At 57.3% G+C, this 12446-nt stretch carries 10 protein-coding genes; all 10 read right to left on the bottom strand.

Translation table 11 applies throughout. From position 1 onward, the window contains the following. Positions 1-71: 71 nt before the first annotated feature. The 10 genes from JJ869_RS02135 to JJ869_RS02090 all read right to left on the bottom strand — a co-directional run bounded on the left by JJ869_RS02135 (position 72) and on the right by JJ869_RS02090 (position 12411). Positions 72-1232 (bottom strand): oligosaccharide flippase family protein, encoded by a 1161-nt coding sequence (locus JJ869_RS02135; protein ID WP_292264325.1) that lies wholly within the window; start codon positions 1230-1232, stop codon positions 72-74. A gap of 50 nt (positions 1233-1282) precedes the next feature. After that, the gene (locus JJ869_RS02130; protein ID WP_292264324.1) at positions 1283-2155 is read right to left on the bottom strand and encodes a glycosyltransferase; all 873 of its coding nucleotides are present in this window, start codon (positions 2153-2155) and stop codon (positions 1283-1285) included. Between the two features lie 92 nt (positions 2156-2247). Then, positions 2248-3927, bottom strand: a complete 1680-nt coding sequence (locus JJ869_RS02125; protein ID WP_292264323.1) for a hypothetical protein — start codon at positions 3925-3927, stop codon at positions 2248-2250. 70 nt (positions 3928-3997) lie between these two features. Then, the gene (locus JJ869_RS02120; RefSeq protein WP_292264322.1) at positions 3998-5713 is read right to left on the bottom strand and encodes a hypothetical protein; all 1716 of its coding nucleotides are present in this window, start codon (positions 5711-5713) and stop codon (positions 3998-4000) included. Then, the gene (motA, locus tag JJ869_RS02115; RefSeq protein ID WP_292264321.1) at positions 5706-6569 is read right to left on the bottom strand and encodes a flagellar motor stator protein MotA; all 864 of its coding nucleotides are present in this window, start codon (positions 6567-6569) and stop codon (positions 5706-5708) included. The genes JJ869_RS02120 and motA overlap by 8 nt, the downstream gene beginning before the upstream one ends. Before the next feature lie 34 nt (positions 6570-6603). Continuing rightward, on the bottom strand, positions 6604-7704 hold the full coding sequence (locus JJ869_RS02110) for a flagellar basal body P-ring protein FlgI (protein WP_292264320.1): 1101 nt from the start codon (positions 7702-7704) through the stop codon (positions 6604-6606). Further along, positions 7701-8705, bottom strand: a complete 1005-nt coding sequence (locus tag JJ869_RS02105) for a hypothetical protein (RefSeq protein WP_292264319.1) — start codon at positions 8703-8705, stop codon at positions 7701-7703. Before JJ869_RS02105 ends, JJ869_RS02110 begins: the two co-directional genes overlap by 4 nt. Positions 8706-8716: 11 nt before the next feature. Continuing rightward, on the bottom strand, positions 8717-10165 hold the full coding sequence (gene flgK, locus JJ869_RS02100) for a flagellar hook-associated protein FlgK (RefSeq protein ID WP_292264318.1): 1449 nt from the start codon (positions 10163-10165) through the stop codon (positions 8717-8719). Between the two features lie 26 nt (positions 10166-10191). After that, positions 10192-11493, bottom strand: a complete 1302-nt coding sequence (locus JJ869_RS02095; protein ID WP_292264317.1) for a flagellar hook protein FlgE — start codon at positions 11491-11493, stop codon at positions 10192-10194. A gap of 105 nt (positions 11494-11598) precedes the next feature. After that, positions 11599-12411, bottom strand: coding sequence for a flagellar motor protein MotB (locus JJ869_RS02090; RefSeq protein WP_292264316.1), 813 nt, complete (start codon positions 12409-12411; stop codon positions 11599-11601). Positions 12412-12446 lie beyond the last annotated feature (35 nt).

Raw genomic sequence — 12446 nt, 5'->3', positions numbered from 1 at the left:
TGCGGACCCGCATCGAAGAACCTTGCCGCCTACGGCCGATGGCATGCCGCCCGGAACAACGCGGACCGCTCCTACCTTGATGCGCTCAGGCTGCTGCTCGCTTCAGGCCCTCGCGCCAACACAATTTGCTGACACCGCCTACATCCAAGTGTCAGGACGGCGCGTGCAGCCGAGAGAACGAAAAAGCGGCGCGAATCGCCGGACGCAAGCGCGGCTTGCTCATACGTCATCACGAGGATCTGCGGCATTTGCATTGCCGCGATCAGAACCACCACCGCACCGGCCATCAGGTATCGCGGATCATACATGATATCGATCAAAACGACCCCAGCAACCGAAAGGCCCCCCGTCAGCGCCATCATTCCGGCGGTCAGTGAAAACCGCATTCTTTGTAGGCTCCGGAAATTTTCCATGCTCTCGGACGGCGGACGTTCCCGATAGAGCGGGATCAGCAGTTTCCGGGTCATCATGCTTCCCATCAGCAGTGGAAAACTCGCAAGGAAAAAGCCGATATTGTAGATGCCGAATTGCTCAAGCGTCAGGAACTTGCCGATCAGCAGTTTGTCACCCTGCATGTAGAGAAAACCGCAGATCGTGCTAAGAAAAATCCATTTACCAAAGCTGATCAGCTCATCCGCCGCTTCACGTTCCCACTGAAAGCGATTGCGCTGCCCGGGCAGAAAAACGTTGTACGCGGTAAGCACCAGAATAGACGAGATGATACCGCTGATCACAAGCGCCCAGACGGATGCGAGATACCAGGCGAGAGCGATGGTGATCACGACGGTCACAGCCTGGACCGACAGGTCGAGACCCGTCAAGCGCCCCATCAGCAGATGCCGGTTCGCGCTATCAAGCCGGGTCGGGTTAAATCCCGTGATGAACAGGGTGATCCCCGCACAAGGCAGGATCCAGGCCAGCAGCGGTTCGCCATAGAGAGTTGCGACAGGTATCGCGAGGAGACAGGCCGTGAGCCACAAAAGGACCCCCCGAATGACCTGAATCGTCCATGCGGTGTCGAGGAATTTTTGATCGTCTCCTCGCTTTGACTGCATGATCGACGGGCTGACCCCGACATCAGAGAACATCGCAAGGCCCTGCATGATTACTGACACAAGCGCCATCATGCCGAATGCCTCGGGGAAAAGGAGGCGCGTCAGGATCAGGTTCGAGGCAAGACGCAAGACCTGCGCCATGGCGTATCCGCCAAGCGTGAAAACAGAGCTGCGCATAAAGCGCGCATCAAGCGAGCTGCCACGAAATTTTGATACCAGCGCTTGCATTACCGTCCCCGGGTCCAACCGTTTGAATTGTCGCCGGTCAACCGAACGACCAGCGCGACACCGGAATAAACGGCAAATCCCAGTGGGTCTTGTAGTGCCAGCTTCATCTTTTCGCGGATCGGGAAGTCTGGCTTATCGTCATTGCGCAGCAATTCGGGATAATACTCCCGGATTTCATCCACTCCTGCGTTCTGACGACGCCGGACCCGAACCAGATTGCTCCACCCTTCGACCAGTGGCCAAGTATAGGTCGCCGGGACGGCAATACGCTCTTCTGGCAGGAAACTCAGCCGGACGAATGTGTCGTCAGAGATGATGTTGGGAAACGTGCCCCACCGCATCCGGCCCGCCGCGTTGACAGCAAAGACACCTGCCCCAGGAACCCCATGTTTCATGAATGGCACCTGTGCATAGATTCGGGCATAGGCGCGGGTGGCCCAGGTTTTTGGCGTCGCAAGGATCAGAGTGCCGCTGGCATAGCGAGCCTGCGGCGTATCAAGCGCTGTGTAAATCTGGCTGATCAATCCTTCGGAAACTTCTACATCCGCATCGAGATAAATACGGATCGGCGCACGCGCCACATGGTCACCAGCATTTAACGCACCCAGCTTGCCACCATCCTTGCGATCGAGCACTTGCAGAACAAGCCCCTTTTCCGCAAAGCGCGGTCGCATCTCAAGCGCGGTCTCGGAGGTCCGGTCGCGGCTGCCATTCGAGATCACAATTGTCTCGAACGGCACGGCATGGGGCCAAGCGCTCTGCAAGACCTTTTCAAGGCACTGACCGATCAAAGCCTCTTCATTCGAGGCCGGGATCAGGACACTGAGAACCGGCAAGGACTCGGCTGTGTGACCGCGTGAGTTTGGCGGCATAACGAGAAACTTCCTATACTTTCAAGAACCTGCGGATGGCGCGACGTTGCATAGGATATTGTCAAATTTAAGGATAGCGGGAAAAGCGTGCCCTAATTCTCGCTTGTCACCGCATCCATTGACCGCAACACGCGCCACCGCGGATTGTCATCATTCAGGTGTCGCAATGCACCCCAGCTTCCCCATTTGCTTGGCGCTGCAACGTCGACAAAGGCGTTGAACGGGCTGTCCGTCAGGCTTGCCCAGGTATCCAACGCATCCCGATACAGGTCTGCCATCTGTTCCGAGTAGTTGAAGGCGATCAGGAAATCGACAAGCCGTTCGTTATCGACCGCCTCCCACTGCACAGCGGCGTGAGTGCCGCCCTCGTACATCACGAGTTGCAACCCATAACGTGCGGCAACACCGGCGTGATAGGGCCATAGCGTGTCCGTCATTTCCTTGAGTGACCCGTTGCGAACCCGTTCCGCAGCAAGATCGTCCATCCCATTGAAGCGGTTTTGGGAAATGTATTCGCGCAAAGCCACGCGCGCCAAACCACGCGCCTTTCCATCGGCCTCAGCCTGGGCGGCCGCGTTTTCAAGGGCGTCTTCCAGCGTTTCAGGCTCCCCCAGTTCATATCCGAAATACCCGGTGACAGCATAGGCATCAAACATGTCCACGGGTTTGAAACCCAGTTCCTCCTGCGCACGCGCACCAACCAGAATGGCTTGTTCCAACTCTGGCCAGCCCGTCTGAACGGTCACCACGCGCCTTAAACGACGTGGTGCATCCGTGCCGAACACATCGGTCCAGATCTTCATAACGGACGCGGCGCGAAGCCCGTAATACTGCATCCATCCATCATCGCTGGCGCCCCACAGTGCTTCGGCCTGTTCGCCAGACCAACGCGCCTGTTCAAAAAGGAAGTTCCACACTTCGTTGGAATATTCGACATAGGCGATACGGCCGGGATCCAGATTTGCCCTGACCAATTCCGCAAAACGCCGGACCAGATCATCCTCGGCGAGATGTGGTATATTGAACCAGGGATCGGCCCCAATCAAATTGGCAAGGTCAATCATCACCGGGAGTGGGACACCGCGCCAGACATATGAAAAATCGGTCTCTTTCGGCATCTCCTCCCACGTCTTGATCGGTGAGCCGTTGGTGAACATCCAGTCCATGAAACGCAGTTGCGCAACCCCTTCGAGCCGGTCCAGCCAATCTGGATTGAAGACCGCACCCGCCTTGAACGCATCCATGTGTATTTCGGGGACAATGCGAATGTTCCGGATGGGATCCGTGGGGTCTGTCGCATCAATCGCGACGCCAACCGCGCCAGGGCCGGGTGTGTAACTGAAAATGCGAAGCCCAGGTTCGCGTTTGATCACACGCGCCCGTCCGGTCACAGTCAGATCCCCCTGACCGTCATAGGTCAGGACATACCGTCCGGACAGGTGATGCGCCTCTGGCGGTTGATCGGTAAGAACAAGGCTTTCCAAGCGGGTCACGCCTTCGGGAATGCGTTGCGGCCAGCCGGCGTCATCAAAAACACCGTCAGCCATCATGTCTTCGAATTCCACACCACCCCACTGGTTCGGGAGATGCCCGATCCAGGGTCGCCCGGTTTTCATAACGTCAAGAAATGGATGTTGTGTGGACCAGTCGGCAATACCGTTCAAACCAAACGCAATTCCAGTCTTCCCGGTTGCGGCCTGAGCGTTAACGATCCCTCCGAACAGGGAAAGGCAGGCCAAAAGCAGGAACATCGCTAGAGATTTTTTGAACATGCGCGCCTCGATCCTTGTTCACATCCGAATATCAGAGCTGATGCGATATCTCTTCTGTTTTTCGACAAATTTACCTCGATAGCGTTTCGACAAGCGACTGCCGCAACGCTTGTGCGGCCTCGGCCCTTTGACGCGCAAGGGCAACGGTCAAGTTCTCGGTGACTCCCTCCAACGACGCAACTGGCGTGTCCCGTCCAGTGCTTGGGGATGTGTCGGGCTCGGCGCTTGGCAAAAGCTGCCGCGCATCATCACGTCTGGGCGCAGAACCAAAAACCGCGTCTGGAAATGCCTCTGTCGCGGTCTGCGCTACTGACGTGAACCCTTCCAGCGCAAGACGATCTGCAACTCTGGTGAGTGATGCTTCGGACGGCGCTGGGTCGAGGTCGGGCAAGACCGCAAGCGCGATCTGAACAAAAGTGATGCTGTCGGCATGCGTCACCAGATGATCGACGAGTTCCGAGACGGCAAGACTGCGCTCTGGTGCAGTCGAAGGCGGGTCGTCGGCAAGGTCATGAAGGGCATCGAAATACCGCTGATGCGCCAGATAAGATGCAAAGGACGCTTGCCAGCTTTGTTTTTCGTGATCTGTTCCCCGCAATTCGATCGAAATGGCAGCAAGTCTGTCCGGGTCAATATCGGGACCACTCTTGTCTTGGTCGACAGGCACACGTTCCGCCATGGCCAATTCGGCAGCAAAATGCTGCGAAAGTCCGGGAAAGAGGGTGTCCCCCGACTCCCCGACAAGCCAGGTCAACCTTTGATACAGTCGGAGCTGCAGTCCAACGGGCAAAACCGAAAAGGCATTCAAAAGGTCGATCTTGACGCTGTTGGGCACGTCCGCCTCATGTTTCATTGCCGCGATCAGCAGGTCATCGAACGGATTGCAGTCACCCAACCTAAGCGCGCCCTGATCCGCAGTTGCATCAAACATCTCTTCAAATTGCGTCCAATTCTGGCGCTCCTCTTCAACCGGATCCCAAGCCAGAAAAGCGATACGCGCTTCTTCAAGCCGCCCTTCCGAAAGGAATTGAACAACCAAGGCGTCTTGAAGCGCAATCGCATCCTGATCGACGAGAACCGTATCATCGGGTGCTTCGTCATGTGCCGCATTCGGAGGTCCACCAAATGTGGCCCAGATCGCGTCGGACCATGCGCACCTGTCGTGCTGCGGCGCCGATGAAATAGCTTCGGTCTGTTCGCGATCGACGACCGGCGCGTTCCGATGTGCCGGAACCGCAAGTTCCGTGAACCCACTGATATGCGCAGTTTGTCCGATCTGCGCGGAGATTGTCTTGTTCAGGCGATCCAAGACAGAAAAGTCGAGCGCAAAAAGGCCGCTATCGTCGACCGGACGCCACGTCTGGTTGGGAAGAACGGCGGTCAGATTGGGGAGTAGCGGGAGTTCTGCCGCCTGAAAATCGGGTCGCTCCGAGATATCGATGATGACCAGCCCCGGAGACCCAAGCGTGACAATTGCTTCGCAATTGCAGTTCAGAACAATCTCAAGACCGTTGTCCTTTGGGATCACTGCGGTCACGCGATTTGCGTTGAGGCGGTCAAACACCCTGCTGCTGTCCACCGTCGAAAGACCGGGTGTAAAGGCAAGGTGGAATCGCCCTTGTCCCGTCGTTTGTGTCTGCACATTTGACAAGATTTCGTCGGTCGAAACGGTCAGACGGGTGAAGCCGGGATGTTCTCCACCGCGCACGACTCCCGTGGCGGCGGAAACGGCCTGCGGCCCGGCGAGGCAGATACCAATCAGGAGGGAGCCACACAATCTACGCATTGGTTTTCAGAGACCGAATGGCTTCATCCAGTGCAGCGAACCCGGGACGGTAATGATGGGGAATGTTCTGTCGGGCAACCTCAAGACACATCTTCGGAGGATGTTGGTGAAGGTGCGAGACAAAGACTTCCTTGATGGTCCTGTAAAAGTTGATGTCGTCATCAGCAGCAGCTTTCACCTTGAGAGCAAATGGTGCGACCAGACAATACGCGAGGAAAACCCCAAGAAATGTGCCAACCAATGCGCCCCCGATCAGTTTGCCCAGAACCTCGGGCGGTTGATCGATGGACCCCATTGTCTTGATCACACCCAGAACGGCGGCCACGATGCCAAGCGCAGGAAGCCCGTCCGCAACGGATTGAAGCCCGTGCACAGATTGTTCGAGGTGATGTTTGGTTTCCTCTATCTTCTTGTCCAAAAGCTCTTCGACCTGCATCGGATCGTCATAGTTCATCGAGGCCGAGCGCAACGTATCGCAGATGATGTCGAGAGCGGCATGATCTTTTAGAAGTTTCGGGAATTGTCTAAAGATTTCGGACTCTTCTGGGTTGTCGATATGGGCTTCCAAACCGACGGGGTTTTTTCGAGCCAGGTTGATCAATTGATAGAGAACCTGCAAAAGCTGATTGTAATCTTCAGCCTTCCACTGGCTGCCTTTGAAAACCTTCAACGTGTCCTTGCCCGTCTGTTTGAGCGACGCAAAGGTGTTCGCAACGGCAAACGCGCCAATGGCCGCGCCGCCGATCATCATCTCGAAAGGAAGCGCCTTGAGAATGATGCCCAGCTTTCCGCCTGCCAGAAGATAGCCCCCAAACACCATGCAAAAGGTGAAGGCGATGCCTGCAACTGCAATCATTTGGTGTATTCCTTTTGCGCGCAAAGACCGCTGTTTACATCACGACAAATTCTGCGTGCAGCGCACCGGCCGCCTTTATCGTTTTCAGGATGTCGATCAGATCGTTCGGCGTGATGCCAAGTGCGTTCAGTCCGGTGATCACATCGGAGAGTGTCGTGCTGCCCGGAACCTCGGCCAGGGACACGGCTGGCGCGTTTTCGATCTGTGCAGTCGACCGAGGGACCACGACCGTTTCGCCCTCTGCGAAAGGATTTGGCTGTACAACAATCGGTTCTTCCTGAACCGTGAGGGTCAGATTGCCCTTCGACACCGCCACGCGTGACACGCGTACGTTTTCACTGATCACGATGGTTCCTGATCGTTGATCGACGACAACTCGTGCCAAGGTGTCGGGTTCGATGCGCAGGTTCTCGATCTGGGCCAGAAGGTGGGAGGGGGATCTCTGTCCGGAGCCGCCAAGGTCGACAGAGACCGTGCCCGAATCTGTCATCGTAGCTATGGGGGTTCCAGAAGCGACATTGATCGCGCGCTCGATCCGGTATGCTGTTGAAAAATCAGGGCTTTTCAACGCCACAGTTAAAGATTGCATCTGATTGAATTCGAACGCGACTTCCCGTTCGACAATGGCACCCGACGGAATGCTTCCAGCTGTCGGGACCCCTTGAACGGTGCGTGCGGCGTCACCTTCGGCGGCAACCCCTCCGGCGATGATCGAACCCTGCGCGACCGCATAAATCTGTCCGTCTGCAGCGTTCAGCGGGGTCATGACAAGTGTTCCGCCACGGAGGCTCGACGCGTCGCCAATGGCGGATACGGTGACGTCGATCCGTCCCCCGGCGCGCGCGAAAGGCTGTAACTGACCTGTCACGATCACCGCAGCCACGTTCTTGGCGCGGAATTGTTCTCCGGTGACATTGACGCCAAGCCGTTCCAGAATGTTGGACATCATGTCTTCGGTGAAGGGTGAATTCCGCAGGCCGTCGCCGGTGCCGTCCAACCCGACGACGAGGCCGTAGCCGACAAGATCGTTGCCACGGACACCCTCAAAACTGGCCAGGTCTTTCAGGCGCACGCCCTGCGCCATTGCCAACCCCGGAAGAAGGAAGATTGCGATTGCTGCGAGCAAACCTTTCATCGCAGATACTCCGCCAGGGACACTCGCCCTTGTCGGGCTGCGATGCGATAGAAGACTTCAAGCTGCTGCTGGGCCGCCTCGAAGTTGGACGCTGCTTCGAACTGGTCAATTCCGATCAATGACAGCCGGTCCAAGGCAATGCGATCCAACTCGGCCGCGGTCGACAGGCGCGCGGTCTCGATCATGGCTTCGGTCAAGCCCAATCCGGCGCGCTCTTCCGTCAGGGTCCGATCCACGTCGAGCAAGGCTAAGCGTCCTTGCTCCACCAACGTTTTTTGATCTTGGACGTCAAATCCAAGAGACGAGTCCGACGCAAGGGCCGCAAAGGAAAGAGCCTTGAGCAAGTCTCGAACCGTTTCACCGTCTGCGCGCAGGCCGAATGTCACCATGTCGTCGGGACCGATCGGCAATTGTGCAAACCCGGTGTCTGACCCGGAATAGGCAAGCGACTCGAACGATCCACCGGGCGGGTCGAACCAGGCATCAAGGGCAGTCGTCACGTCCGACGTGGTGGCAGAGCCCGCGACGGCAGACTGCAGCATGTGGAGGAATGACGCACCGTCCGGCAAAGGTGCAGAGCGGCTTGCAGCGCCCGAGAACAGAAACCGGCCGGCGGCTTCGGTATTCAATGCATTGACCACATCGACCAGAGTTTTTGCGGCCGTGTCAGACAGTCTCTTGACCTCTGACGCCCGGTCCAACTGTCCGACCAGCGAAAGGCTGATCCCAAGTTCGCTGGTCTGGTCCTGAATCCGGCCAAGCACGCTTTGCGTTGCGTTCGCAAGTACCGATGCCTCGGCGATGCCGCGTTGATGTTGTTCAAGCAGCTGAGTTTTCCGATCAAGCAGAGAAACAGCCATCGGAGAGCCGCCCAGATGGCGCGCTTTGTCGCTGGCGAGGCCGGTTGTCGCCTCCTGTGCCGAAATATCCGCGGTATTTCGCAGGCGGGTCTGAAACTGACTGGAGAGCATAAATGATGCAAGATCACCAATGGCGCGCATGATGTGTTCCTTCAAATTCGGAGAAGTTCTGAAAGCATGTCGTCCACGACCTGGACGACACGCGCATTGGCGGCATAGGATTTTTCAAGCTCGATCAGCTTTTGCAGTTCCTGATCCGTATTGACCCCGTCCGATGCGGCGGCGTCGCGGAGTTCGGTCAGTCGGGAGAACGTTGCCACACGTGCCTCTTCCGATCCGACGCGCTGAGCGGCTACCGTATTCGAAAGCTCCTGCAGATGATCGACAAGACTGCGCGGCGCAGAGCCCAGCACGGTGGAGCCGGGGACAGCGGCGAGGTTCAGTTGTGCCTTCATTCTTAACAGCAGGTCACTTTGACCGACATCGCCTTGAGCGGTAGCATTCAAGCCATCGCGCCATCGCCAGGGTTCGGAAGAACCCACCCAAAGAGCGGCGTTCAATGTGATGCGCCCGGCCAGTCCGGTCTCGTTCGCCACGTCGAAATTGAGACCGTTATCGGTGAAGATTCCGGGGTCAGTGACGCCGAGGGTCGTGTCCGGCCCACCCGGGCCGAACCGTTCAATGGCATCCCTTGCTATCGCGTCGAGGCGTTTCTGCATCTGCGGCGCGCTGACATCCCGGAGGTTGAATTGCGCCTCAAGCGATCCGCCGTTCATCATCCCATTTCCGGGAATACCGACAGGCTTACCGTTGATGGTCATCCCTGACAGAAGGCCATTTTCGACGGTCATGTGTGGAAGGATGGTGGACGTTGGCGCAAAGCCGATTGTGACGGCCCGCTCGTCCAGTAGCGTTCGCCCCTGCGCCGTGAACACCGCAATTTTCCCGCTATCGCGTTCGACGACATGAAGCGGGACAAATTCCGCAAGCACGTCGAGCGTGGCATCGCGGCGATCCATCAGACCATGTGCGTTCTGGCCGAGATGCCTCGCAGTCATGATCTGTGCGTTCAGTTGCTCTAGTTGGAGCAGTCCACTGTTGAGACGATCGACGGTGTTCGCGAGTTCCGCGTCGGCGCGGCTGCGTAACGCGTCAATCCCGGCGCTGGTGTCCCGCAACCCACCTGCAAATGCCTCCGAGGCGACCGAAATGTTGCGCAAACGCGTTTCCGAGGACGGGTCCGACGCAGAAGACAAAAGCGCCGTTTCAAATCGCGTCAGTTTTTCTGCGACAGACCCGATTGTGTCGACGCTGCCGATCAGTTGTTCGAGAGTGGCTTGGAAATCAGACTGTGCGCTCGCGGCGGAATGGTCTGCCAACGCAAGCCGTTTCTGATAGGCCAATATCGGATCGGCATGGCGGGTCACATTGGCCACGATCACTCCGCCGGACGTTTGCGTCGCATTGGTGGACAGTGATATGTCCCGCCTGCCATAGTTTTCGTTCAAGGCATTGGCGATGTTCGAAGAAATGACGGTTGTGCCGCGCGCGTTGGCGACAAGACCACTCATGGCGTTGGACAGGGCTCCGGAAAGGCTCATGGAAATATCCTTACGGCTTCATGGAATCAGCGTTTGATGTTGGTCGCTTCCTGCAGCATCTCGTCCACGGTCTGAATCACCTTGGCGTTCGAGGAATAGGCCCGCTGGGTTCTGATCAATTCAGTCAGTTCATTGGCGATATCGGTCGCGGATTCCTCGAGAGCGAAGGACAGGATATCGCCGGTTGATCCGTTACCCGCGTCCCAAAGGAAGAAACTGCCGCTTTCTGGTGTCGGCATGTAAAGCTGGCTGCCTGCGGCGGCCATTCCGTTGGGGTTCGGGATATCGACCAAAGGCACCTGATAGAGTGTCCGGGTGGTGCCCGTGTCGTAGAAGGCGTTCACAAGCCCGGTTTCATCCACTTCGACCGACGTCACCTTGCCGACAGGAGCGCCATCGCGGCTGATATTGAACGGCGCAAAGATATCGGAGAGTTGGGAAAGCCCTTCGTTCAGTCCGAGGCGGCCAATATTGATGTCGATCGGGCCGCTTGGCGCTGTGATCGTCAGAATACCTGTCGCGGCATCGTAGGGACCCCCAGTCACGTCCCCGACGCTCAGCAGCGTCCCCCCAAGGGTGCGGGCATCATCGAATTCCAGATCGTATTGGCCGATGACGGTTGCCGGATCTGCGCCGTCAACGATTTCAAGACTCCACTGGTTCGATGTGCCCGCGGTGGGAACAACCGGTGTGAAGGTGAATTCCAAAGTCTCGGCGCGACCAAGATTGTCGTAGTATTCGATCGACTGGGTCAGCGGGTCACCCAGCGCCCCAGCTTCGGTTTCGGTTGCGGGCAGGTTGATCCCCAATTCGATACGCGTGGTCGGTTCGCCACTGAACTGGTTGACGTTGATGCGCACGGGTTCAAGCGCTTCGCTGGTGGCGCGGGGATAGTTTGGAATGGTTCCGTCAAGGTTGGCGGGCCACCCCAACAGGATCTGCCCAGAGGCGGTGCGCAGATACCCATTTGCATCGGTCCGGAAAGACCCGGTCGTGGTCAGGAACATCTGCGGCGTTTCCGAGCCCGACAGCACCTCAGTCGCTTGGGCGACCGGCAGGAAACCGCGCCCGCTGACCGCAAGATCGGTCGAATTCGAGGTCGTGGTGATCGCGCTGTCCTGATCGATATAGCGCTGGGTCGTTGTGCGCACCCCACCTGCCGTGTAGGTTCCGCCACCCGATGTCACGACCATTGAGTGAAAATTCGCCTCCACCCGTTTGTAACCGGGGGTCTGAGAATTGGCGATGTTGTCAGAAATGGTGGCCAGACGGGTTGCGTGCGACGCGAGGCCGACAACGCCTGCGCTGAGTGAGGAGGAAATCGACATGGAAACGCCTTTCTGGTGCGATGACTTGGGTTCATCACAGCAGTAAGGCGTGGGGTTTAACGGGGACCTAACGGATAAAAGTTGACCTAATTTCCAGCGCCGCTCTCAGTATCTCAGGAAGATCAGCTCGATCCTGTTATTGCGTGCGGACATCAGGTTCTTGACCACTGGTTCGCGATCCCCATAGGCCGTCAGTCTGCGCACCCTTTCAGGGTCAAGCCCGAAACCGGTCAGTAGTTCAGAAAAAGCAAAGGCGCGGTCCGAGGACAAATCCCATGTCGGGTCTTCGATGCGAACAACCGGCACCTTCGCAACGTGACCTTCGATGGCGATCTCGTTGCTCAGCATCTTGCTGGCCTCGCGCACAGCATAGGCAATTGACTGTGTCAGCACCGTCGGTTCCGTGCCATTGACGAACAGCGGGTCGTCTTCAGCATCGAAAAATTCGAGGACAAGTCCTTCGTCGGTGATGCGCGTGACGACATGGCGCAACCATTTGTCTTCCAGCATGCTTTCGCCACCGAGACCCAAAAGAACGTCCTGAACCTCCTTGAAGGACGTTTCCTGAGCTGTCTTTTCTGCGGAATCCGAGCCGTTACTGTCCGTTTGCTGCAAGGCATTCGCGCCCACACCCATGCGGGGCAAGACATCCGCTGCAAACACGCTGTCTCCCATGAACAGACCGTCCGATCCACTGGACAATCGGCTGATGGGGGCGGTCGGACTGAAATAGTCCGCGATCCCCTTGCGCTGTTTTTCTGTTGTCGCATTCAACAGCCACATCAACATGAAAAAGGCCATCATCGCGGTGACAAAGTCGGCATAAGCGACTTTCCAGGCACCCCCATGATGCCCGCCAGCGACGATTATTTTCTTACGTTTGATGATGACTGGCGCGACATTTCTGTCGGTCGCCATACCCTACTCTCCTTACACCCAAGACGGGGTGTAAC

The organism is Marivita sp. (assembly GCF_017643905.1).
GTDB lineage: Bacteria > Pseudomonadota > Alphaproteobacteria > Rhodobacterales > Rhodobacteraceae > Marivita.
This window is presented reverse-complemented; position numbering and strand designations above follow the sequence as displayed.